A 22,785-nucleotide genomic window follows, 5' to 3' on the forward strand; every position below is an offset into this window, starting at 1 on the left:
CATGCGCCAGGAGGTCTCACACGGACTGACGGTGCGACCTGCCAATGTTCAAGACTCCGAGACGATCTTCAGCCTCATAGCTGGGTTAATCGACGATCATCTGCCCGGCCAGATACCTTGGACATCCGTCGAGCGGATCGCAGCCGACGGCTTCGGTGCCGATCCTCTGTTCGAAGCTTTGATCGCGGAACGCGACGCCAAGCCTGTCGGCTTCGTGTCGTTTTTCCGCGGCTATGCCGGCTGGCGCGGCAAGCCCATGGGCATCGTGCATGCACTCTACATAATGCCGGAAGAGCGGCGCACGGGAGCCGCGCGAGCCCTGATGGCCGCCGTTGCGAAGGTTGCCCTAGAGCGGAGCTGGGTGCGTGTCGAGCTCTTCGTCGAGGAAGGGCGGCCTGCCATCCGCTTCTATGAATCTATCGGCATGCGTGACCTTTCCCACCGGCACCTGCGTCTTGAAGGTGAAGCACTGCAAATTCTCGCGATGGAAGACGGAACCGCACGAACCTAGATATCTTCCGAACAAGTAGGCGCTAGAATGAGAATCTCTTGCCGAGAGAGAAGACATATCGGGAGGCCCCCATGCGCGTTGCCGTGTTCAGCACCACCGCCTACGACCGCCGCTTTCTCGACGCGGCGAACGATCATCGCCATGAGCTCGACTATTACGAGCCAAGCCTCTCGGCAGCCACGGCACCGCTGGCCGGAAACGCGCAGGCAGTGTGCGCCTTCGTCAACGATACTCTGGACGCACCCTGTCTTGAACGCCTTGCCAGGGACGGGGTGCGTTTGATCGCCCTGCGCTGCGCTGGCTTCAACAATGTGGATCTCAAGGCGGCACGCGCGAACGGGATCATGGTCGCTCGCGTCCCGGCCTACTCGCCGCACGCAGTTGCCGAGCATACCCTTGCTCTCATCCTCACGCTCAACCGCAAGACTCACCGCGCCTACAACCGCGTGCGTGAGGGCAACTTCTCCCTTGAGGGACTGCTCGGATTCGATCTTCACGGCAAGACCGTCGGTGTGGTCGGCACGGGCAAGATCGGCCAAGTGATGCTGCGGATTCTCCAGGGCTTCGGCTGCAATTGTCTCGCCGTCGATCCTTATCCCAATCCCGATGTGGAGGCTCTGGGAGTCCGCTACGTGTCGAAGGCGGAGCTTCTGGCACAATCCCACATCATCACGCTCCACTGCCCGCTGACCCCGGAGACGCATCACTTCATCGACGAGGCAGCAATACGGGCCTGCCGCCCTGGCGTGATGCTGGTCAATACCAGCCGCGGCGAGGTCATTGACACCCGCGCGGTGATCACCGGGTTGAAGAGTGGCGCGATCGGCAGCCTGGCTCTCGACGTTTACGAAGAGGAAAGCGAACTGTTCTTCCGCGATCGTTCCGCAGAGATCATCCGGGATGACCTGTTCGCACGCCTTCTCACCTTCCCGAACGTGCTGATGACCGGCCATCAGGCCTTCTTCACCCAGGAAGCTCTCACCAACATCGCCGAGGTCACCCTGGAGAACATCGACGCCTTCGCACACACGGGGCGTCCGGTGCACGCGGTCGAGATGGATTGAGGAAGGAACCACTCGCACCGGCTGGCTTTAATCGCTCACCCGCATGATCGATCCAGGAGCACCGCATGGCTTACGAACTCTACTACTGGCCCACCATCCAGGGACGCGGCGAGTTCGTGCGGTTGGCGCTGGAGGAAGCGGGCGCCGACTACATCGACGTCGCCCGCGAGTCGGAAGGCATCGCGGTCATGATGCGCATGATGGAGCGTGCGGATCATCCGCCCTTCGCACCGCCTTTCCTGAAGGATGGTGAAACCGTCATCGGTCAGACAGCCGCGATCCTGCTCTATCTCGGCGCCCGGCACGGGCTTGCCCCGAAGGAGCCGGCTGGAGGCCTCTGGACGCACCAGATCCAGCTCACGATCAGCGATTTCGTGGCGGAGGCTCACGACACCCATCACCCATTGGGCGTGGGCCTGTATTATGAGGACCAGAAGCAGGAGGCGCTCCGGCGCTCACAGGAGTTCCGGGACAGCCGCATCCCGAAATTCCTGCACTGGTTCTAAACCATCCTCGACCGCAATTCTTCGGGCGGCATATATCTCGTCGGCCGATCCCTCACCTATGTCGACCTGTCGCTCTTTCAGGTCATCGAGGGCTTGTCATACGCCTTCCCCAAAGCCACGAAGCGCGCCTTGAAGAAAGCCCCCCGGGTGGCGGCCCTGCACGATGCCGTAGCGGAAAGACCGCGGATCAAGTCTTATCTTGCGAGCCCCCGGCGTATTCCCTTCAATGGAGAGGGCATCTTTCGGCGCTATCCCGAACTGGACGGCTGATCCACGAGGCGGTGAAACGCCAAGGAAACAAGAATCCCGGAGAAGCCTCTTTCCTTCCTTTTCGGCAAGCGCTATATTGTAACATGAAAACAACGGGGCCTCATCTTGCCGGGATGCAGGGTACCATCGCGGCTTCATTCTGAAGCCTTCAAGCGCCGCGGAATCCGCACATGAAGCGGAAGGTGGCCGCCATTCTCGCCGCGGACATCGTGGGCTTCTCCCGGCTCATCGCGGAGGATGAGGACGGAACGCTGCAGCAGCTCGCGGCCTACCGCAACGTTCTGGACGATTTCGTATCCCACCATCGCGGGCGCGTCTTCAACACGGCCGGCGACTCGATCATGTGCGAGTTCGACAGCGCCGTGGAGGCCACCCGCGCGGCCATCGACATCCAGGACTACATGCGGGCGCAGAACCTCACCTGTTCGCAGAACCGACGGCTGCAGTTCCGCATCGGCATCTCGGTGGGCGAAGTGGTCGAGCGCCAGGACGATCTTCTCGGGATGGCCGTCAACATCGCAGCCCGACTGGAGACCCTGGCCTCGCCGGGAGGCATCTGCCTCTCGCGTGCCGTTCACGAGGCCGTCGCTGGCCACATCGCCGTCCCTTTCGTCGACATGGGCGAGCGGCAGGTGAAGAACATTCCGTTCCCGGTTCATGCTTTCACGATCGCCGGCCCGGACCCCGGTATCCCGGTGGCGCCTCAGCGCTCCCCCTTTCGCCTTCTGGCCATGTCGTCCCTGACGATCAGGCAGGCGCCTGCCTGATCGTCCTCATCGGCTCAGGAGGGCTGGTCTCGCACGACCAGCCTTCACAACCCTTGGAGCAGCCCGCATCGGAGGCTGGCGTTCTGACCCCGGTCCGGTCGAGTGCCCGGACGCCCCTGCTGCCCGCCAACCCCATCGAGGCCTTCTCAGGACTCGTGCAGAGGGGAGGACAGATCGACGATCCGCACTCCGCACCCGGCCTGTATCACAACGCCCTGCTCCTCGAGGCGAAAGGCGAGTCCATCGGGGCGCACCGGGCCTATTACACCCTGGCCCGGATGGGCCTGGAATTCGTCGATCCGCACCTCCGTTATGCGGCTCTGGTGCGGGCCCATGAGGGGCGGTTCATCGCGCGGCAGGTCTATGCCGAGCTGAACGAGGATGTTCCGACCCTCGCCACGGCCCTCGTCCATGCCCTGCAGTTCGACGGCCCGGAGCGCAAGGCGAGACTCGACGCTTTGGTCGAGAAGCATCCCGATTACGCGCCGGCCTATTTCTTTCTGGCCGAGGAGCATTCCGAGGATCGTGTCGGCAGCCTGCAAACCGTGCAGGACAGGCGCATCGAGCTTGCGGCTTTGGCCGAGCTTCTGAAGGCGCATGAGGAGGGCCGGCTGATGGCGTTCTTTCTCGACCAATCCGTCGCGGCCGAGTGGCTCGAGCGGGCCTACACGCGCCACGCGAGACTGTCATTAGCGAACGGAACTGTCTCGGCTCTGCCGGTTTTCGATCCATAACCTCATTAAGGGCCAACGATCGGTTAAGACGTGGCCTCTAGGATCGCCCTCCCGCAGCGACCTATCGATCCCGTGAGGAGCCGGCCATGAGTGATGAAGCAGGCAGCGTTGCCGTCCGTCTCTGGCGCGACCGCGCGCAGCTGCGCGAGGAGGAGCGCAACGACGCCCAGGCCCGCCTTCGCATCGCCCAGGAGAAGGTGGCGATCCTCATGGCGGAGAACGAGCGGCTCGAGGCCGAGAATGAGCGCCTGCGCGCTCTTCACGCGCCAGACGAGAGTGTTGCCCAGGCCGAGACCGACCTGCAGATGGAAGCGCTGAGAGGCGCGCTGCAGTCGCTGATCGCCCAACCGGTCAACCGGCTGAACGCCTGAGACTGTCAGGCCGCCAGGCGGCTCATGGCCTCGTTCAGGCATTCCACCGCGACGCTGCCGCCTTTGGTCACGAGGCTGCAGCCCTTCGGCACCTCGCGCCAGCTTTTGGCCTTGTCGTCGATGGGCTCGGACACGATCAGCAGGTTGCCGTTATCTTCGCGGAAATAGAGGGTCGGCGGCTTGGCATCGCAGGCCCAGCGATAGGCCCACAGGTTCTCGCCGTCCGTGAAGGCGGCGGTGAAGCGCAGGGCCTCCTGGATGCCGGCTTCGTCCATCAGGCCGCGCACGATTTTCAGCGTTCTGGCCATGGCTGTCACAGGTTCGTCCGCCAGTCCGTTGGCCAGGGCCGTAAGGAAGATCGCTTCCGAATCCGTGGTGCCGAGGCGCCGGTCGTAGAGCTCGTCCGGGATCAGGGCTTCCAGGCGCCGCTTGATGCGCCCGTAGCCGCCGATCTGGCCATTGTGCATGAATAGGTAACGGCCATGGGTGAAGGGGTGGCAGTTGGCCCGCGTCGTCGAGGTGCCGGTGGAGGCGCGCACATGGGCGAAGAAGAGCCCTGAGCGCACCTGCTCGCACAGGCTGCGCAGGTTTTCGTCGGACCAGGCCGGGCGGACCTCCCGGTAGACGCCGGGCTCCGGGCGCTCGCCATACCAGCCGATGCCGAACCCGTCCCCGTTCGTGCCGGTCTTGGCCTCGACCGCATGCAGCGACTGGTGCACCAGCGAGTGAGCCGGGGCACAGACGAGTTCATCGAGGAAGATCGGCTCCCCCCGGTAGGCGAGAAAGCGGCACATCGGCTCTGGCACCCCTGGCACGGCAAGGCTTTGTAACGATGTTGTACTATCTTTGACTTATGGTGAATAGCCGGTTAACGGCCACGCCGTTGCAGCCTCAAACCCGTTCCCCTACAAGCTGTTCTTAAATCTTGAAGAACAAGCCGGCCGGGCCGGCCTGCTGGGGGATTCCTACGATGCTTCGCCTCTCAAGCCTGGCGCTGGCCGCCGCCCTGACCCTCCTGCCGCAGGTTGCCCTTGCGGCGGAATTCGACGGGGCAAGCCTCGGGGTCGTCTGGGCCCTGCCCTTCGTGGGCATCCTGTTGTCCATCGCCCTGTTCCCGCTGCTGGCGCCCCATTTCTGGGAGCATCACCAGGGCAAGATCGCCGCCCTCTGGGGCCTGCTGGTGCTGGTCCCCATGGCGCTTGCCTTCGGGCCGACGGCGGCGATCCATGCGCTCGCCCACACGGCATTTCTCGAATACATCCCGTTCATCCTGCTGCTGCTTGCCCTGTTCACGGTGGCGGGCGGCATCCTGGTGCGCGGCAACATCCATGGCGCACCGGGCACCAACACGGTGCTTCTCGGCATCGGCACGGTGCTGGCGAGCTTCATCGGCACCACGGGCGCCTCCATGGTGATGATCCGCCCGGTGATGCGCGCCAACGACGACCGGCGGCACAACGTGCACGTGATCGTGTTCTTCATCTTCCTGGTATCGAACATCGGCGGCTCGCTCACGCCGCTCGGCGATCCGCCGCTCTTCCTCGGCTTCCTGCGCGGCGTCGACTTCTTCTGGACGACCACGCACCTCCTGCCGGAAACGCTGTTTGCCAGCATTCTGCTGCTTGCCCTGTTCTTCGTGATCGATCTGGTGATCTACCGCCGCGAAGGCCATGTGAAGCCCGACCCGACCCCGGACAATCCCGTACGCGTCATCGGCGGATTCAACTTCCTGCTGATCTTCATCATCATCACGGCCATCCTGATGAGCGCCACCGTCGACCTGGGGCGCATCACCTTGCTCGGCACGGAAGTCGAGCTGGCGAATGCGCTGCGCGATCTGATCATGATCGCCGTCACCATCATCTCGCTCAAAGTGACCCCGAAGGCGAACCGCGCCGAGAACGGCTTCGCCTGGGGGCCGATCAAGGAAGTGGCGAAGCTCTTCGCCGGCATCTTCATCGCTATCATTCCGGTGCTCGCCATGCTCAAAGCTGGTGCCAACGGGGCCTTCGCGCCGCTCGTGGCCCTCGTGTCGAACCCCGGCGGCAGCGCCAACAACGCCGCCTATTTCTGGCTCACCGGCGGCCTCTCGTCGTTCCTCGACAACGCGCCCACCTATCTCGTGTTCTTCGAACTCGCCGGCGGCAATCCGCAACAGCTGATGACAACCGGCGCCATGACCCTCGCGGCGATCTCGGCCGGCGCCGTGTTCATGGGCGCCAACTCCTATATCGGCAACGCGCCCAACTTCATGGTCTATGCCATTGCCCGCGAAGGCGGCGTGAAGATGCCGAGCTTCTTCGGCTATCTGCTCTGGTCAGGCGCGATCCTGATCCCAACCTTCCTGCTGCTGACCCTGCTGTTCTTCAGGGCTTGAATGAATCCGTCATCCCGGACGGCAAAAGCCGATCCGGGATCGCGTGACGAGTGTGGCTCAACCAGCCCTCCTCCCCCTTGTGGGGAGGAGTTGGAGGTGGGGGTGTCGGCGCTTCGCTGGTCCAGCGCAGCGCTCACACCCCCACCCCGGTCGCTACGCGACCACCCCTCCCCACAAGGGGGAGGGAAATCCGCGCTCTATTCTGCATCCGATCCCGGATCTTCGCTGCGCTCCGTCCGGGATGACGCTTGTGGCTAAGCGCCCAATCGATCTGCCACATCCTCGGCCAGCGACAGGCATGATGTCAGCCCTGGGCTCTCGATGCCGAACAGATGTACGAGGCCGTCCAGCCCATGCTCCTCCGGGCCGTCGATCATAAAGTCGGCGGCCTTTTCGCCCGGCCCGGTCAGCTTGGGCCGGATGCCGGAATAGTCCGGCACCAGCGCCCCGTCGGGCAGGCCCGGCCAGTAGCGGCGGATGGAGGCGTAGAAGCTCTCGGCTCGGCGCGGATCGACCTCGTAAACCTCCCTGTCGACCCATTCCACATCCGGCCCGAAGCGCATGCGTCCGGCAAGATCGAGGGTCACGTGGGTGCCCAAGCCCCCATCGACGGGCGCTGGATAGATCAGGCGCGAGAAGGCGGGCTTGCCGAGGCAGCCGAAATAATTGCCCTTGGCGAGCACGAGCGGCGGCACGCGTTCCGTCGGATAGCCCTGCGTCACACGGGCGAGCGCCTGCGCCCCGAGGCCGGCTGCGTTGATGACCGCATCAACTGTTATCTCGGTCGCGTCCGCGCCACCGACCCGCACGCTCCAGCCTGCGCCACTACGTGCAATACGCTCGACTGGCGTGTGGAAGCCGATGACGCCGCCTGCATCCTCCAGATCGCCCTGGAGCGCGAGCATCAGCGCATGGCTGTCGATGATCCCGGTCTCACGCGACAGCACCGCTCCGGTGCAGGAGAGGTTCGGCTCAAGCGCCCGCGCCTCCTTGCCCGTGAGGAACGACAGACCTTCCACGCCGTTCGCCAGTCCCTGCTCGTAGATGCCCTCGATCTTGGCCTGTTCGAGATCGTCGATGGCAACAATAAGCTTGCCGCATTGGGCATGCGGCACGCCGTGGCTTTTGCAGAAGGCGTAGAGCATACGCCGCCCCTCGACGCAGTGGCGGGCGCGCAGCGAACCGGACGGGTAATACATCCCCGCATGGATCACCTCGCTGTTGCGCGAGGACACGCCATTGCCGATGCCGGCGGTGGCCTCCGCGACGATCACGCCGTGGCCGCGGCGACCAAGCGCCCGCGCGACGGCAAGCCCGACGACCCCCGCTCCGATGACCAGAACGTCTATGGCAGCCTCCCGTCGCGGATCAGAGGCGCCGGCCCGTCTGTTCGTCGAAGAGGTGCACGAGCTTAGGATCCGGTGTGATGCGGATCTGCTGGCCGGGTTTGGCGTCGACGCGCTCGCGGAACACGCCGACCACATCGGTGCCGCCGAATTTGGCGAAGACCTGGGTTTCCGACCCTGTCGGCTCGACCACGGCGACTTCGGCCGGCAGGCCGTTGGTGTCGTCGAGGATGAAATGCTCCGGGCGGATGCCGTAGACCACGGGCTGCCCGTCGGACGCCGCAGGTGGAACGGTGACCGGCAGGGCGGTGCCATCCTGCGCGACGAAGCGGCCGCCCTGCAGGTGGCCTTTGAGGAAGTTCATGGAGGGCGAGCCGATGAAGCCTGCGACGAACAGGTTCGCCGGGCGGTCGTAGAGCTCGAGAGGCGCGCCGATCTGCTCGACGACGCCGTCATGCATCACGACGATCTTGTCGGCCATGGTCATGGCCTCGATCTGGTCGTGGGTGACGTAGATCGTGGTGGTTTTCAGCCGCTGATGCAGGGCCTTGATCTCGGTTCGCATGGCCACCCGCAGCTTGGCGTCGAGATTGGACAGCGGCTCGTCGAACAGGAAGACCTGCGGATCGCGCACGATGGCGCGGCCCATGGCGACGCGCTGGCGCTGGCCGCCGGAGAGTTGGCGCGGAAAGCGGTCGAGGAGCTTGGTCAGCCCGAGGATCTCGGCGGCGCGGTCGACCCGCGCCTTGATTTCGGCCTTTGAGGCGCGCTTGAGCTTGAGGGAAAAGCCCATGTTGTCCGCAACCGTCATGTGCGGATAGAGCGCGTAGCTCTGGAACACCATGGCGATGTCGCGCTCCTTCGGGGGCACATCGTTGACCACCCGCGGACCGATGCGCAGCTCGCCGCCGGAGATGTTCTCAAGTCCCGCGATCATGCGCAGCAAGGTGGACTTGCCGCAGCCGGACGGCCCGACCAGGGTGACGAACTCCCCGTCCTTGATGTCGAAGGACACGCCCTGGATCACCGAGACCGGCCCGAAGCTCTTTTGAATGTTGCGAATCTCGACCGAGGCCACCGGGCTTCCTTCCAAAAACTCATACCCGGCGCCCTCAGGCCCGGCCGCGCCATCCTAGGCATGGGCATCGGCCGGTCAAGGCGCGCCCGCCCGTTGTTCCCATGGATGCCTCAGGCTTGGCCTGAAACCGGCAGCGATGGCGGCAATTCGGCTTCCAGGGCCAGGACCTTGCCGGGGTTCAGGATGTTGTGGGGATCGAGCGCGTTTTTGAGCGTCCGCATCAGGTCGAGGGCCACAGGATCCTTGTAGAGCGCGAGCTCGTCGCGCTTGATGAGGCCCACCCCGTGCTCGGCCGAGATCGAGCCGTTCATCGCATGCACGATGTCGTGGACGATGCGGTTGAACCGCTCCCACTCGCCTAAAAACGCCGCCTTCTCCATGGCGACGGGCTGGCTCAGGTTGAAGTGGATGTTGCCGTCGCCGAAATGCCCGAAGGCGCAGACGCGCACGCCGGGCAGCGCCTGCTCGCAGGCCTCCGTCGCCGTGACGATGAATTCCGCCACTTTTGAGACGGGCACGGCGACATCGTGCTTGATCGACCCACCCTCGAGCCTCTGCACGTGGGACAGGCTTTCGCGCAAGAACCAGAGCGCATCGTCCTGGGCTTCGCTCGCGGCAATGACCGCATCCTCGACGATGCCGGTCTCCAGGGCCTCGCCCAGAACGGCCTCGATACGCTCGCGCAGGTCGATTGCGGGGTCGGGCGACGACAGCTCGATCAGGGCATAGGCTTCGTGCCAACCGCCAAGCGGAGGCACCGCGCCGGCCGCGTGTTTCAGAACGATCTCCAGTGCAAAGCGCGGCATGAACTCGAAGGCCGTCAGCTGGTCGCCCGTACGCCTGCGAAAAGCGTCGAAGAGGTCGAGGGCCGCTTGGGGCGAGGCGCAGCCGATGAACGCCACGGTCCGGCTCTTCGGACGCGGAAACAGCTTGAGCACCGCCGCCGTGACGACGCCGAGCGTTCCCTCCGAGCCGATGAAGAGGTTCCTCAGGTCATAGCCCATGTTGTCCTTGCGCAGACCTTTGAGCCCGTTCCAGATCCGCCCGTCGGCCAGCACGACCTCGAGCCCGAGAACGAGGTCGCGGGTATTGCCGTAGCGCAGCACGTTCACGCCGCCTGCATTGGTGGCGATATTGCCGCCGATCCGACAGGACCCCTCGGAGGCGAGCGACAGGGGAAACAGGCAATCGGCCTTCTCGGCCTCGTCCTGCACCGCCTTGAGGATGCAGCCGGCCTCCACCGTGATGGTGGCGTTGAAGGCATCGACTTCGCGAATGCGGTCGAGACGCGCCAGCGACAGGACGATGCCCTTGTGCGGCACGCCGCCGCCGACGAGCCCCGTGTTGCCGCCCTGCGGCACGATGGCGACACCGGCCTTCGCGCATTCGCGAACCACGAGGGCAACCTCCTCCGTGCGGCCGGGACGGATGACGGCCAGGGCGGTGCCGCGATAAAGCTTCCGCTCCTCGACGAGGTAGCTTTCCATGGACGCGGCATCGCGGATGACGTGCTGGCTGCCCAAGTGCGCGGACAGGACGTCCAGAAGATCGGATCGGGTGTCGGTCATGGTGAGCACCAAACGAAGAAGGCGGCCATGGGCCGCCTTCTACACGATTTCAGGGAAGAGATAACTTTTCTCAGGCCGCGATCGAGGTCTGCGGCCCTGCGGAGCGCACGTCGGAATCCACGTGCCCCTCGAAGCGCTTGAAGTTTTCGTTGAACATGTCGATCAGGCGCTTGGCGGTCTCGGCGAACTCCGCCTTGTTCTGCCAGGTCTTCACCGGATACAGGATGTGCGGCTCGACGCCCGGCACCGAGGTCGGCACCGCGAAGCCGAAATAAGGATCGCGGCGGAAATCGGCGCGGGAGAGCGAACCGTCGAGCGCTGCGGTGAGCAGGCGGCGGGTGACGCGGATCGGCATGCGCCGGCCGACACCGTACTTGCCGCCTGTCCAGCCCGTGTTGACGAGCCAGCAATCCACATGGTGCTTGGCAATCAGATCGCGCAGCAGGTTGCCGTAAACCGAAGGATGGCGCGGCATGAACGGCGCGCCGAAGCAGGTGGAGAAGGTGGCCTCCGGATCCTTCACGCCCTTCTCCGTGCCAGCCACCTTGGCGGTGTATCCGGACAGGAAGTGATACATGGCCTCGGCCGGCGTCAGCTTCGCGATGGGAGGCAGCACGCCGAAGGCGTCGCAGGTGAGCATCACGATGTTCTTCGGGATGCCCGCGCGGCCTGTTGCGCTCGCATTGGGGATGAAGTCGAGCGGATAGGCACAGCGCGTGTTCTCCGTCCGCGACGCATCGTCGAAATCGGGGATGCGGGTCGTCGGATCGACGATCACGTTCTCCAGCACCGTGCCGAAACGCTCGGTGGTCGAAAAGATCTCGGGCTCCGCCTCGCGGGAGAGGCGGATGGTCTTGGCGTAGCAGCCGCCCTCGAAGTTGAAGACGCCGTTCGGGGCCCAGCCATGCTCGTCGTCGCCGAGCAGGATGCGGTTCGGATCGTTGGAGAGCGTGGTCTTGCCGGTGCCGGAGAGGCCGAAGAACACCGCCACATCGCCCTCTTTGCCCACATTGGCCGAGCAGTGCATGGGCATGACGTTCTGCGAGGGCAGCACGTAGTTGAGATAGGTGAAGACCGACTTCTTCATCTCGCCCGCATAGGACGTGCCGCCGATGAGCACGATCTTGCGCTTGAAGTCGCAGGCGATCACCGTCTCCGAGCGGCAGCCGTGGCGGGCCGGATCGGCCTTGAACGACGGCAGGTCGATGATGGTCATCCCCGGCACGTAATCGGCGAGCTCGCCCTGCTCGGGACGGATCAGGAGATTGCGGATGAAGAGCGAGTGCCAGGCGAATTCCGTGAACACCCGCGCCTTGACCCGGTAGGATGGGTCGGCGCCGCCGTAGAGGTCCTGGGCGAACAGCTCCTTGCCCTCGGCATGGGCGAGGAAGTCGGCCAGCAGGGTGTCGAAATGGCCCGGGGTGATGGAGCCGTTATTGTCCCACCAGACGGTGCTTTCCGTGGACTCGTCGCGCACCACGAACTTGTCCTTGGGCGAGCGGCCCGTATGGATGCCGGTTTCGGCCAGGAGCGCGCCGCCCTTCACGAGCTTGGTCTCGGCCCTTGCCAGGGACTGCTCGTAGAGTGCGGGCGCTTCGAGATTCCAGTAGACCCGTTTGAGATTGCGGAGGCCGAAGACCTCAGCGCCCTGCGCGCTGTTGAAGACGCCGATATTTTCCACGGAAGATGTCTCCTGATTGCCAGTCACCGCGCAGCCGGATGTGCCGCCGTCCGATGCCGTCACATGGGGTGGATCAAACAACGCGGCCGAAACTTTGCCGTCTCGCTTGAACATAGAACCTTCTTTAGGTCAGCTGACGAGGCCGTCAACTCAAGCCGTTTCATTGCATTCTATTTTCGTCAAAAACAGACCTGCAACAGCCCTGATCGCAAGGATTTTCCGGCTTTGGGGGAGTTCTTTCGTATGATTGACATGGTTCCCTTACGAAAAATCTGGTGATCTCAGGTTTCAGACACCGGCCTGAAACGTGGGGCCGAGGAATTCTGTCCGATCCGTAATGCGCCGTTCATCCCCGGTTGAAGCACCTGCCCTTAGACCCCACTATCAGTGACCACCCTGGTCATCGCACCGGGGAAAACCATATTTATGCCACGAGAATGGCGCAGTTGGGGACGTTTTAAGGCCTTCTGCGTTGTCACACGGGGCAAAAAGCCGACTTTCGTCCGTGCCAAGCTAAGGAAGAGTTCATGCCAACGATCGCCCTTGTTGATGACGATCGCAACATCCTGACCTCTGTTTCCATCGCCCTCGAGGCGGAGGGCTACCGCATCCAGACCTATACGGACGGGGCGTCTGCCCTGGACGGGCTCAAGCACGCCCCGCCGGATCTGGCCATCTTCGACATCAAGATGCCGCGCATGGACGGCATGGAACTGCTGCGCCGCCTGCGACAGAAATCGGACCTTCCCGTGATCTTCCTCACCTCGAAGGACGAGGAGATCGACGAGCTGTTCGGCCTCAAAATGGGCGCCGACGATTTCATCCGCAAACCCTTCTCGCAGCGCCTTCTGGTCGAGCGCGTGAAGGCGGTGCTGCGCCGCTTCGCCCCCAAGGACCAGAGCGCCCCCAAGGAGGCCGATCCGAAGGCCCTGGAGCGCGGGCAGCTCAAGATGGATCCGGAGCGCCACGCCTGCACCTGGAAGAATGAGCCTGTAACGCTCACCGTGACGGAGTTCCTGATCCTGCAGGCGCTCGCCACGCGCCCCGGGGTGGTGAAAAGCCGCAATGCGCTCATGGATGCGGCCTATGACGATCAGGTCTATGTGGACGACCGGACGATCGACAGCCACATCAAGCGCCTGCGCAAGAAGTTCAAGTCGGTTGACCAGAGTTTCGAAATGATCGAGACCCTCTACGGCGTGGGCTACCGCTTCAAGGAAGCCTGACGCTGAAAGCGCGAGCAACCTGGAAGGACCTTGGCCCGATGCGTCCATCGGGTCACGGGCCAAGCGAGTGGCATGAAGGCTGATCCCATCCACGCCGAAGCGGGTTTCGACGATCCGCCTGCTCCACAGAGCGCCTTGGAGCGGCTGAAGCAGTTCGGCCGCATGCTCGTGCAACGCGCCTCATCCAGCCTGACGCGCCGGATCGTGGTGCTCAACCTGGCCGGGCTCGTGGCCCTGCTCGTGGGCTTTCTCTACCTCAACCAGTTCCGCGAAGGCCTCATTGAGGCCCGGGTGCAGAGCCTGCTCACCCAGGGTGAGATCATCGCCGGGGCGATCGCCGGCTCCGCCACGGTGGAAACCAACACCATCACGATCGATCCGGATCAGCTGCTGCAGATGCAGGCGGGAGAAACGGAGCGGTTCAACGACGAAGCCTTCTCCTCCCTCGAGTTCTCCATCAATCCCGAGCGCGTCGCGCCCCTCCTGCGGCGGCTGGTGACGCCGACCAAGACCCGCGCGCGCATCTTCGACCGCGAGGGCATGCTGCTCCTCGATTCCCGGTCGTTCTATTCCCGCGGCGACATCCTGCGCATGGATCTCCCTCCGGTGGCCAATGTGGAGGACACCCTGACGGCCATGGAACGCACCTGGAACAGCATCCGCAAGATGTTCCGGCGCACCATACGGCCGGTGCAGGAGGAAGCAGGCCCCATCAACGGCAAGTCCCTGGCCGAGGTGCAGCAGGCCTATGCGGGCCAGCAGGCGAGCGAGGTGCGCGTCAACGCCCGGGGCGAGACCATCGTGTCGGTGGCCGTGCCGATCCAGCGCTTCCGCACGGTGCAGGGCGCGCTCCTGCTCTCGACCCAGGAAGGCGACATCGACGCGATCATCGCGTCCGAGCGCTTCGCCCTGCTCCAAGTCTTCCTGGTGGCCGCCATCGTGATGATCGTGCTGTCGCTTTTCCTCGCCGGCGCCATCGCCGGTCCGGTCCGGCGCCTGGCGGAGGCCGCCGAGCGGGTGCGATGGGGCACGAAATCGCGTCAGGAGATCCCCGACTTCACCGGCCGCGCCGACGAGATCGGCCACCTGTCGGGGGCGCTTCGCGACATGACCAAGGCGCTCTACAACCGCATGGACGCCATCGAGAGCTTCGCGGCCGATGTGGCGCACGAGCTGAAGAACCCGCTCACCTCCCTGCGCAGCGCAGTGGAGACCCTGCCGCTCGCCCGCAGCGACGAGTCCCGCGGGCGGCTTCTCTCGATCATCCAGCATGACGTGAAGCGCCTCGACCGGCTGATCAGCGACATCTCGGATGCCTCGCGTCTCGATGCGGAGCTCGCCCGCGCCGATGCGGAGCCCGTGGACATGATGCGCCTGCTCGAGGCGGTGGTGTCGGTGGCCAACGAGCGCCGCCAGGAGCACGATGCGCTCATCACGCTGAACATCGAGAACGCGGCCAAGAACCGCGACGCCTTCCTGGTGCTCGGCCACGACAGCCGCCTGGGCCAGGTGTTCAACAACCTACTGGACAATGCCCGCTCCTTCTCGCCGCCCGACGAGACCGTGAGGGTCTCCATGCGCCGGCGCCGGAACGATGTGGAGATCCTGGTCGAGGACAGTGGTCCCGGCATCGAGCCCGATGCCCTCGACCGCATCTTCGAGCGCTTCTACACCGACCGGCCCGAGCAGGGCTTCGGACAGAACTCGGGCCTTGGCCTGTCCATCTCCCGCCAGATCATCGAGGCGCACCGGGGCACGATCCGGGCCGAGAACCGGCTTGGAGCTCCCGATGAGAGCGGCGAGCCGCGGCGTCTCGGCGCCCGCTTCGTGATCCGGCTTCCCATCGAAGGCGGTAGGGCCAGGAGGGACCACGGGAAGAAGGACAAGGATCGCGGGAAGCGCGAGGCGGGGAAGAACGGGCCGTGAGCGACGCCCAGATCATCCATGCCGGTTGCGTGCTCGTCGGGGAAGCCGGCCTCCTGATCCGGGGCGCATCGGGCTCCGGCAAGTCGATGCTCGCCCGCGAGGTGGTGTCCCGCGCCGTCCAGACGGGCCGTTTCGGGCGCCTCGTCAGCGACGACCGGACTAGGCTAGAGGTCCGGAACGGCCGCCTCGTCGCCCAGCCGGTCAAGCCGCTCGACGGGTGCATCGAGGTGTTCGGCCTCGGAATCGTCCGGCAGGCTCATGAGCCGGCCGCCGTCATCCGCCTCGTGATCGACCTCTGCGAGAGCCTGGCCCGCTATCCGGAGGAGCAGGACGGGCGGGTCGCCCTCTGCGGCGTCATGGTCCCTCGCATTCACATGCAGGCCGGAGCAGTGTCTGTGGACATTGCCATGGCCTGCCTGAGTGGTGTTTGCGACACGGTCGTGACACTGTGATGAACTTTTGCTCTCATTGCTCTTGCGCTTGGCTTCGCGGTGCACAAAATAGCGGCTCCGCTCTCGGAGCGTTCGGACCTGTAACATTATGATTGGAATGGTGCTCGTCACCCACGGGCAGCTCGCGACCGAATTCAAGGCGGCGCTTGAGCATGTGGTGGGACCTCAAGAGCAGCTTGAGACGATCACGATCGGCCCCGACGACGATATGGAGACACGGCGCAAGGACATCATGGATGCCGTGTGCCGGGTCAATTCGGGCCAGGGGGTTGTGGTTCTGACGGACATGTTCGGGGGCACTCCCTCCAACCTGGCCCTGTCCTGCATGAATGGCGGCTCCGTCGAGGTGGTGGCCGGCATCAACCTGCCCATGCTCATCAAGCTCGCCAGCGTGCGCGACGAGGAACCCTTGACCGACGCCGTGTCCCACGCCCAGGAGGCCGGGCGCAAATACATCAACATCGCCTCGCGCGTGCTCTCGGGAAAGTAACCGGCATGGACAGGTCCCTCGATCAGGATTGCCCGCCTGTTGTCGTGCCCGAGGGTGCCATGGCCAGGGAACTGCCCATCATCAACCGTCGCGGCCTGCATGCCCGCGCCTCGGCCAAGTTCGTCCAGACCGTCGAGCGCTTCGACGCCGACGTGACCGTCACCCGTTGCGGCGAGACCGTGGGTGGGCGCTCCATCATGGGCCTGCTTACCCTTGCGGCCGCCCAGGGCACCACGATCACCGTCACTGCCAAGGGGCCGGATGCCTCGGCCTGCCTGCAGGCCATCGACGACCTCCTCGCCAACAGGTTCGGCGAGGACGAGTGATCCTAGAAAACATATAAAGACATCTTTATATCTTGATTGCCTCTGCCGCGGCTCTCTGGTAGAGACGGCGCCAATTCACCCAGAACTGGCGCAGAAGAGAGGCCATCATGGCACAGGATTATATCGTCAAAGACATCGGCTTGGCTGACTTCGGCCGCAAGGAAATCTCGATCGCCGAGACCGAGATGCCGGGCCTCATGGCCATCCGCGAGGAATACGGCCCGAAGCAGCCCCTGAAGGGCGCCCGCATCGCCGGCTCGCTCCACATGACCATCCAGACCGCGGTGCTGATCGAGACCCTGAAGGCTCTCGGCGCCGATATCCGCTGGGTGTCCTGCAACATCTACTCCACCCAGGACCACGCCGCCGCCGCGATTGCTGCCGCCGGCATCCCGGTCTTCGCCTATAAGGGCGAGACCCTGCAGGAGTACTGGGAGTACACCGCCAAGCTGTTCGACTGGCACGGCGGCGGCATGCCCAACATGATCCTCGACGATGGCGGCGACGCCACCATGCTGGTTCATCTTGGCCTACGCGCCGAGCAGGGCGACACCGCCTTCCTCGACAAGCCGGGCTCTGAGGAAGAGGAAGTGTTCTTCGCGCTGGTCAAGCGCCTGCTTAACGAGAAGCCGAAGGGCTGGTTCGCGGGTCTCGCCGAGTCCATCAAGGGCGTGTCGGAAGAGACCACCACGGGCGTGCACCGCCTCTACATCATGGAGAAGGAGGGCAAGCTCCTCTTCCCGGCGATCAACGTCAACGACTCGGTCACCAAGTCCAAGTTCGACAACCTCTACGGCTGCCGCGAGTCGCTCGTCGACGGCATCCGCCGCGGCACGGACGTGATGATGGCCGGCAAGGTCGCCATGGTGGCGGGCTTCGGCGACGTGGGCAAGGGCTCGGCCGCCTCATTGCGCCAGGCCGGCTGCCGCGTGCTGGTGTCGGAGGTCGATCCGATCTGCGCGCTCCAGGCCGCCATGGAAGGCTACGAGGTCACCACGATGGAAGACGCGGCTCCCCGCGCCGACATCTTCGTCACCGCCACCGGCAACAAGGACGTGATCACTCTCGACCACATGCGCGCCATGAAGGACCGGGCGATCGTCTGCAACATCGGCCACTTCGACAACGAGATCCAGGTCGCTGGCCTCAAGAACCTCAAGTGGGACAACGTGAAGCCGCAGGTGGACGAGATCACGTTCCCCGACGGCCATCGCATCATCCTGCTGTCGGAAGGCCGCCTTGTGAACCTCGGCAACGCCATGGGCCACCCGTCCTTCGTGATGTCGGCCTCGTTCGCCAACCAGACGCTCGCCCAAATCGAGCTCTTCGCCAACCAGGGCAAGTACGAGCGCAAGGTCTACACTCTCCCCAAGCACCTGGACGAGAAGGTCGCCGCCCTGCATCTCGAGAAGATCGGCGTGAAGCTCACCAAGCTGAGCCCCGATCAGGCCTCCTATATCGGCGTCTCGGAGAAGGGCCCGTTCAAGCCGGATCACTACCGCTACTGATCGGCCACGCATTTCAAGAACCACCGAAAGCCCGGCTCTCCGCCGGGCTTTTTCTTTGCCTGCCGGTTATGGCGCATCGAACAGGTCCCAGAAGTGCCCTCCACTTTTGGGTCCGATGCTCTGACGAATCGACAAAGTGCCGCACCGGCATGTGTGTGACCGGATTGCAATATGGTTCGACGAATTGCGCACAGGTTCTCCAAAGGAAGTTTAAGCCGGTATTAACCCTCTTCCTGGCGGAGTCAGGGGTGGTCTAAGGTGAACACGAATCGACCGGCTGTGCTTCGGCATCGAACCTGCGCCGGCAGTTCCGTTCATGCGTAGACGGTTGACCTCGGTAGCGTCGGAAGGCGCGGCCGGGGATTGATCCAACTTGGCCTGCTAATCGGGCCGCCAACACGGAAAGGGCAGCAACGGCATGGCCGGGCTTGGGGAGCGTCACGATTGCAGCGGAGATGGGAAAAGCCTTCTCGTCGGGTCCGCCCGTGTGTCCCTGCCCCTGATCCTGCTCGCTGGCACCTCCCACGCGGCCCTGGCCGAAGACCTGCTTGCGCCCTTGACCGAGAAAGCCACCGATCTTCTCGGCTTCCTGCACAGCTTCGACCTGCACAACGCGGTCTATTTCGGCCTCTTCATGGGCCTCGTGGCTTTCTCGACCACCACCTCCCTGCTGCTCATGCGCGAGCAGAAGCGTGTGGTGCGAATCGAGCGCTCCTTGAGAAACGAGCTTGCGGCCCTTCGCGGCGCCGACGATCTCGCGGCCCTCCTCATGGGCTCGGAGCGCCAGTTGCTCGTCAGCTGGCATGGGCGCGACGGCGAACCGCGCTTCCAGGGTGATCCGTCCATCATCGGCGAGAATGCGCCGGCCCAGCGGGCGCTCGCCTTCGGCACCTGGCTGAGCCCCGCCGATGCGGCCGCCGTGGAGGGCGCTCTTGAGCAGCTCAAGCTCCGGGGCCAGGCCTTCCGGCTCACGGCGCGCTGCACCGGCACCCGGTTCATCGACGTGGAAGGCCGCACCATCGGCGGCCGGGCGCTCCTGCGCCTGCGCGATGTGACCGGCGACCGGGCCGAGCTCCTGAAGGTCCAAGGCCAGCTCGCAACCGCGCGCAGCGATCTGCGCTCCATGACGATGCTGCTCGACGACGTCGCCTATCCGCTCTGGATCCGCGACGCGGACGACCGGCTGCTCTGGGCGAACCAAGCCTATCTGCGCTCGGTCGAAGCCCGCGATCTCGACGATGCCATCGGCCGATCGCTTGAACTCCTCGGCGCTCCGACCCGGGACGAGGCGCGCCGCCAGCGCCTCTCCGGCGCCACTTATTCCAGCCGCGTGACGGCGGTGGTCGCCGGCCATCGCGCCGTGCTCGACGTGATCGAGCGCCCCACCGCCGGCGGCAGCGCAGGCATCGCGGTCGACGTGTCGGAGCTGGAGGCGGTGCGCACCGATCTGCAGCGCCAGATGGATGCCCATGTGCGCACCCTCGACCAGCTGCCGACAGCCGTTGCGATCTTCGACGGCGCGCAGAACCTCATCTTCAGCAATTCCGCCTATCAGCGCCTCTGGGGCCTCGACGCGGCGTTTCTCGCGTCACGCCCATCGGACAGCGAAGTTCTCGACCGCCTGCGTGCAGCCAGGAAGCTTCCCGAGCAGGCGGATTTCCGCGCCTGGAAAACCGATTTCCTGCAGGGCTACCGCTCCGTCGAGCAGCAGGAGACCTGGTGGCACCTGCCCGACCGGCGGACGCTTCGCGTGGTCGTCAATCCCAATCCGCAGGGCGGCGTCACCTATCTCTTCGACGACGTGAGCGAGCGCTTCGAGCTTGCCTCGCAGGTGCATTCGCTCACCCGCGTGCAGAGCGAGACCCTCGACACCTTGAAGGAAGGCGTTGCGGTGTTCGGCTCGGACGGGCGCCTCAAGCTGCACAACCGCGCCTTCGCCGACATGTGGAGTCTGGCGGCCGAGATGACGGCCGCGAACCCGCATATCGACACGGTGATCAAGGCCTGCCGTCCGCTGGCGCCCCGCGACGAGCCGTGGATCGACATTCGCGGCGCCGTGGCGGGCCTGGCCGACATGCGCATGGGCCTGTCCTGCCGCATCGAGCGGCATGACGGCTCGGCGCTCGACTGCACGGCGCAGCCCCTGCCCGACGGCGCGACTCTTTTGAGCTTCACCGACGTGACGGCAAGCGTGAACGTGGAGCGCGCGCTCACCGAGCGCAACGATGCGCTGCAGCGCGCATCGCGGCTGCGCGACGAGTTCGTGCATCACGTGTCTTACGAGCTGCGCTCGCCGCTCACCAACATCATCGGCTTCACGCAGTTGCTCGGCGACGAGACGGTGGGCGCACTCAATCCGCGCCAGCGCGATTACGCCGATCACATCATGCGCTCCTCGGCGGCTTTGCTCGCGATTCTCAACGACATTCTCGATCTCGCCTCCATCGATACGGGCTCGCTCGAGCTCAGCCCTGAGATCGTCGACATCCGCTCCACCATCGAGGCCGCCATGCGCGGGCTGGAGGATCGCCTCGCTGAATCCTCGCTGCATCTGGTCATCGATGCGCCGGACGACATCGGCACGTTTGTCGCCGACGGCAAGCGTGTGCGCCAGATCCTGTTCAACCTGCTGTCCAACGCGGTCGGCTTCTCCTCCCCCGGCCAGACCATCCGCGTCTCGGCGCGCAAGCGTGGCGGCGAGGTGATCTTCGAGGTGAAGGATCAGGGCCGCGGCATTTCGCCGGAGGTCAAGGCTCGGGTCTTCGAACGATTCGAGAGCCACACATTGGGCACCCGCCACCGGGGCGTGGGCCTGGGGCTCTCGATCGTGCGCTCCTTCGTGGAGCTTCATGGCGGGCGCATCGAGATCTCGTCGGCACCGGGCGAGGGCACCACGGTCACCTGCATCTTCCCGAACGACCGGCATGAGACCCCGTCCGATGGCCGATCCGCGCAATCTGCGCTAACTCCCATCGCAGCCGAGTAGGAACAGCGATGGTGAACGGATTGGCCCTCATGCCCGAGCAAGACATTCTGCAGGCCGCATGGATCGTGACGCTTCCCGACCACGAGGCGACGGAGCGCTTCGCTGAAGTCCTGGCCGAGGAACTGAAACCCGGCGATCTCGTGACCCTCTCGGGCGGCCTCGGGGCTGGCAAGACGACGCTTGCCCGCGCCCTCGTGCGCATCCTCGCGGGCGATCCTGAACTCGAGGTTCCGAGCCCCACCTTCACCCTGATGCAGGTCTATGACGGCCCGCGCAGCCCCATCGTCCACGCGGATTTCTATCGCCTGTCCGGCGGCTACGAGCTGGTAGAGCTGGGCTGGGACGAGATGACGGAGAACGCGATCTCTCTCGTCGAATGGCCGGAGCGCGCCGAGGATGCGCTAAAGCCCGAGCATCTCGACATCCGCCTCGATTTTGCTCCAGGCGGCCAGGGCAAGGGCCGGCTCGTCATGCTCACCGGCACCGGCGCCTTCGCGTCCCGGCTTCAGCGCATGAAGGCCTATCGCAACCTCGTGGAGCGCTGCGGCTGGGGCGATGCCAGGCGCCACCCCATGACGGCCGATGCTTCCGTGATCCGCTCCTACGAGCGCCTCGTGAAGCCCGACGGCTCGACCGCGCTCCTGATGATTTCGCCGCCGCGCCCGATCGGGCCCGCCGTGCGGCGCGGCAAGCCCTACACGACCATCGCCAAGCTCGCCGAGACGGTGAATGCGTTTGTCGCCATGGACAAGGGCCTGCGGGCCTTAGGGTTCAGCGCACCCTACATCTACGGCGAGGATCTGGAGGCGGGCCTCCTCCTCATCGAGGATCTCGGCGCCGAGCCGGTGACCGACGGGAACGGGCCAATCCCCGAGCGCTACGGTGAGGCCACGCGCCTTCTCGCCCAGCTCCATGGCCAGACCCTGCCGCAGGTGCTGCCCGTAGCGGAGGGTGTCGACCACGCGATCCCGGCCTACGATCTCGAAGCGCTCCTCATCGAGGTGGAGTTGCTGCTCGACTGGTACGTGCCGCACATCATCGGCACGCAGCTCTCGGGCTCGGTGCGGGCGGAGTTCGTCAATCTCTGGACCGAGACCCTGGGCGAGGTTCTCTCCGCACCTGCTACCTGGACCCTGCGCGACTATCATTCGCCGAACCTGATCTGGCTGCCGGGGCGCGAAGGCCTGCAGCGCGTCGGCATGATCGACTTCCAGGACGCGGTGCTGGGCTCTCCCGCCTACGACGTCGCCTCGCTGCTGCAGGATGCGCGCGTGACCGTGCCGCCGGAGCTCGAGCTCAAGCTCATCGGCCTCTATGCCCGCGACCGGAAGGTTGCCGACCCGAGCTTCGACGTGTCGGCCTTCGCCCGCGCCTACGCCATCATGGCAGGCCAGCGCGCCACCAAGATTCTCGGCATCTTCGCCCGCCTCGACCGGCGGGACGGCAAGCCGCATTACCTGAAGCACCTGCCGCGGATCGAATCCTACCTCGTCCGCAACCTCGCCCATCCGGCCCTGGGAAAGCTCAAAGGCTGGTATGAGACCCACCTGCCGCGGCTCATCCCACCCGCGGATGAAGCTCCTCCCGCATCCTGAGCC

Annotated in this window: 19 protein-coding genes and 1 pseudogene; 15 read left to right on the forward strand and 5 right to left on the reverse strand. The window is 64.8% G+C overall.

What is annotated here, in order from left to right; translation table 11 throughout:
* Position 1 precedes the first annotated feature (1 nt).
* From JKL45_RS01250 to JKL45_RS01275, 6 genes and pseudogenes are all read left to right on the forward strand, one after another.
* The gene (locus JKL45_RS01250; RefSeq protein ID WP_201859291.1) at positions 2 to 511 is read left to right on the forward strand and encodes a GNAT family N-acetyltransferase; all 510 of its coding nucleotides are present in this window, start codon (positions 2 to 4) and stop codon (positions 509 to 511) included.
* A gap of 71 nt (positions 512 to 582) precedes the next feature.
* Positions 583 to 1,575 (forward strand): 2-hydroxyacid dehydrogenase, encoded by a 993-nt coding sequence (locus tag JKL45_RS01255; RefSeq protein WP_201859292.1) that lies wholly within the window; start codon positions 583 to 585, stop codon positions 1,573 to 1,575.
* Positions 1,576 to 1,640: 65 nt separating this feature from the next.
* Positions 1,641 to 2,351, forward strand: a pseudogene (locus tag JKL45_RS01260) (glutathione S-transferase).
* A gap of 170 nt (positions 2,352 to 2,521) precedes the next feature.
* Positions 2,522 to 3,118 (forward strand): adenylate/guanylate cyclase domain-containing protein, encoded by a 597-nt coding sequence (locus JKL45_RS01265; protein ID WP_201859293.1) that lies wholly within the window; start codon positions 2,522 to 2,524, stop codon positions 3,116 to 3,118.
* 53 nt (positions 3,119 to 3,171) lie between these two features.
* On the forward strand, positions 3,172 to 3,852 hold the full coding sequence (locus tag JKL45_RS01270) for a hypothetical protein (RefSeq protein WP_201859294.1): 681 nt from the start codon (positions 3,172 to 3,174) through the stop codon (positions 3,850 to 3,852).
* An 86-nt stretch (positions 3,853 to 3,938) separates the two neighbouring features.
* The gene (locus JKL45_RS01275; protein WP_201859295.1) at positions 3,939 to 4,223 is read left to right on the forward strand and encodes a hypothetical protein; all 285 of its coding nucleotides are present in this window, start codon (positions 3,939 to 3,941) and stop codon (positions 4,221 to 4,223) included.
* A 5-nt stretch (positions 4,224 to 4,228) separates the two neighbouring features.
* Here the strand turns inward: JKL45_RS01275 and JKL45_RS01280 are convergent, their stop codons facing one another.
* On the reverse strand, positions 4,229 to 5,017 hold the full coding sequence (locus JKL45_RS01280) for a class II glutamine amidotransferase (RefSeq protein ID WP_201859296.1): 789 nt from the start codon (positions 5,015 to 5,017) through the stop codon (positions 4,229 to 4,231).
* A 176-nt stretch (positions 5,018 to 5,193) separates the two neighbouring features.
* On the opposite strand from JKL45_RS01280, the gene JKL45_RS01285 reads away from it, so the two are divergent.
* The gene (locus JKL45_RS01285) at positions 5,194 to 6,600 is read left to right on the forward strand and encodes a sodium:proton antiporter (protein WP_201859297.1); all 1,407 of its coding nucleotides are present in this window, start codon (positions 5,194 to 5,196) and stop codon (positions 6,598 to 6,600) included.
* 254 nt (positions 6,601 to 6,854) lie between these two features.
* On the opposite strand, the gene JKL45_RS01290 is transcribed toward JKL45_RS01285, so the two are convergent.
* The 4 genes from JKL45_RS01290 to JKL45_RS01305 form a co-directional block, all read right to left on the reverse strand.
* Entirely contained in the window at positions 6,855 to 7,949 is a 1,095-nt protein-coding gene (locus JKL45_RS01290; RefSeq protein WP_201859402.1) for an NAD(P)/FAD-dependent oxidoreductase, read from the reverse strand.
* A 19-nt stretch (positions 7,950 to 7,968) separates the two neighbouring features.
* The gene (locus JKL45_RS01295; protein WP_201859298.1) at positions 7,969 to 9,024 is read right to left on the reverse strand and encodes an ABC transporter ATP-binding protein; all 1,056 of its coding nucleotides are present in this window, start codon (positions 9,022 to 9,024) and stop codon (positions 7,969 to 7,971) included.
* A 110-nt stretch (positions 9,025 to 9,134) separates the two neighbouring features.
* Positions 9,135 to 10,592, reverse strand: coding sequence for an FAD-binding oxidoreductase (locus JKL45_RS01300; protein WP_201859299.1), 1,458 nt, complete (start codon positions 10,590 to 10,592; stop codon positions 9,135 to 9,137).
* A 70-nt stretch (positions 10,593 to 10,662) separates the two neighbouring features.
* Entirely contained in the window at positions 10,663 to 12,273 is a 1,611-nt protein-coding gene (locus JKL45_RS01305; protein ID WP_201859403.1) for a phosphoenolpyruvate carboxykinase, read from the reverse strand.
* 527 nt (positions 12,274 to 12,800) lie between these two features.
* Between JKL45_RS01305 and JKL45_RS01310 the strand changes: the two genes are divergently transcribed.
* The 8 genes from JKL45_RS01310 (at position 12,801) to tsaE (ending at position 22,782) form a co-directional block, all read left to right on the forward strand.
* Positions 12,801 to 13,499, forward strand: coding sequence for a response regulator transcription factor (locus JKL45_RS01310; protein WP_190845168.1), 699 nt, complete (start codon positions 12,801 to 12,803; stop codon positions 13,497 to 13,499).
* Between the two features lie 72 nt (positions 13,500 to 13,571).
* Entirely contained in the window at positions 13,572 to 15,425 is a 1,854-nt protein-coding gene (locus JKL45_RS01315) for a sensor histidine kinase (RefSeq protein WP_201859300.1), read from the forward strand.
* Positions 15,422 to 15,877 (forward strand): HPr kinase/phosphorylase, encoded by a 456-nt coding sequence (locus tag JKL45_RS01320; RefSeq protein WP_201859301.1) that lies wholly within the window; start codon positions 15,422 to 15,424, stop codon positions 15,875 to 15,877. The genes JKL45_RS01315 and JKL45_RS01320 overlap by 4 nt, the downstream gene beginning before the upstream one ends.
* Before the next feature lie 88 nt (positions 15,878 to 15,965).
* Positions 15,966 to 16,367, forward strand: coding sequence for a PTS sugar transporter subunit IIA (locus tag JKL45_RS01325; RefSeq protein WP_183451906.1), 402 nt, complete (start codon positions 15,966 to 15,968; stop codon positions 16,365 to 16,367).
* 5 nt (positions 16,368 to 16,372) lie between these two features.
* Positions 16,373 to 16,693, forward strand: coding sequence for an HPr family phosphocarrier protein (locus JKL45_RS01330; protein WP_201859302.1), 321 nt, complete (start codon positions 16,373 to 16,375; stop codon positions 16,691 to 16,693).
* Between the two features lie 107 nt (positions 16,694 to 16,800).
* A complete protein-coding gene (ahcY, locus tag JKL45_RS01335; RefSeq protein WP_201859303.1) occupies positions 16,801 to 18,201 on the forward strand; it encodes an adenosylhomocysteinase in 1,401 nt (466 codons plus the stop codon).
* A gap of 418 nt (positions 18,202 to 18,619) precedes the next feature.
* The gene (locus JKL45_RS01340; protein WP_246498209.1) at positions 18,620 to 21,187 is read left to right on the forward strand and encodes a sensor histidine kinase; all 2,568 of its coding nucleotides are present in this window, start codon (positions 18,620 to 18,622) and stop codon (positions 21,185 to 21,187) included.
* Between the two features lie 29 nt (positions 21,188 to 21,216).
* The gene (gene tsaE / locus JKL45_RS01345) at positions 21,217 to 22,782 is read left to right on the forward strand and encodes a tRNA (adenosine(37)-N6)-threonylcarbamoyltransferase complex ATPase subunit type 1 TsaE (RefSeq protein WP_246498210.1); all 1,566 of its coding nucleotides are present in this window, start codon (positions 21,217 to 21,219) and stop codon (positions 22,780 to 22,782) included.
* The last annotated feature ends 3 nt before the right edge of the window (positions 22,783 to 22,785 follow it).

Origin of the sequence: Microvirga soli, from assembly GCF_016734765.1 — a bacterium.
Lineage (GTDB): Bacteria > Pseudomonadota > Alphaproteobacteria > Rhizobiales > Beijerinckiaceae > Microvirga > Microvirga soli.

Bases quoted from the DNA above. Each gene is read 5' to 3' on its own strand.
- JKL45_RS01250 (WP_201859291.1), top strand. From the start codon at position 2: ATGCGCCAGGAGGTCTCACACGGACTGACGGTGCGACCTGCCAATGTT.
- JKL45_RS01255 (WP_201859292.1), top strand. From the start codon at position 583: ATGCGCGTTGCCGTGTTCAGCACCACCGCCTACGACCGCCGCTTTCTC.
- JKL45_RS01265 (WP_201859293.1), top strand. From the start codon at position 2,522: ATGAAGCGGAAGGTGGCCGCCATTCTCGCCGCGGACATCGTGGGCTTC.
- JKL45_RS01275 (WP_201859295.1), top strand. From the start codon at position 3,939: ATGAGTGATGAAGCAGGCAGCGTTGCCGTCCGTCTCTGGCGCGACCGC.
- JKL45_RS01280 (WP_201859296.1), bottom strand. From the start codon at position 5,017: ATGTGCCGCTTTCTCGCCTACCGGGGGGAGCCGATCTTCCTCGATGAA.
- JKL45_RS01285 (WP_201859297.1), top strand. From the start codon at position 5,194: ATGCTTCGCCTCTCAAGCCTGGCGCTGGCCGCCGCCCTGACCCTCCTG.
- JKL45_RS01300 (WP_201859299.1), bottom strand. From the start codon at position 10,592: ATGACCGACACCCGATCCGATCTTCTGGACGTCCTGTCCGCGCACTTG.
- JKL45_RS01310 (WP_190845168.1), top strand. From the start codon at position 12,801: ATGCCAACGATCGCCCTTGTTGATGACGATCGCAACATCCTGACCTCT.
- JKL45_RS01315 (WP_201859300.1), top strand. From the start codon at position 13,572: ATGAAGGCTGATCCCATCCACGCCGAAGCGGGTTTCGACGATCCGCCT.
- JKL45_RS01325 (WP_183451906.1), top strand. From the start codon at position 15,966: ATGATTGGAATGGTGCTCGTCACCCACGGGCAGCTCGCGACCGAATTC.
- JKL45_RS01330 (WP_201859302.1), top strand. From the start codon at position 16,373: ATGGACAGGTCCCTCGATCAGGATTGCCCGCCTGTTGTCGTGCCCGAG.
- ahcY (WP_201859303.1), top strand. From the start codon at position 16,801: ATGGCACAGGATTATATCGTCAAAGACATCGGCTTGGCTGACTTCGGC.
- JKL45_RS01340 (WP_246498209.1), top strand. From the start codon at position 18,620: ATGGCCGGGCTTGGGGAGCGTCACGATTGCAGCGGAGATGGGAAAAGC.
- tsaE (WP_246498210.1), top strand. From the start codon at position 21,217: ATGCCCGAGCAAGACATTCTGCAGGCCGCATGGATCGTGACGCTTCCC.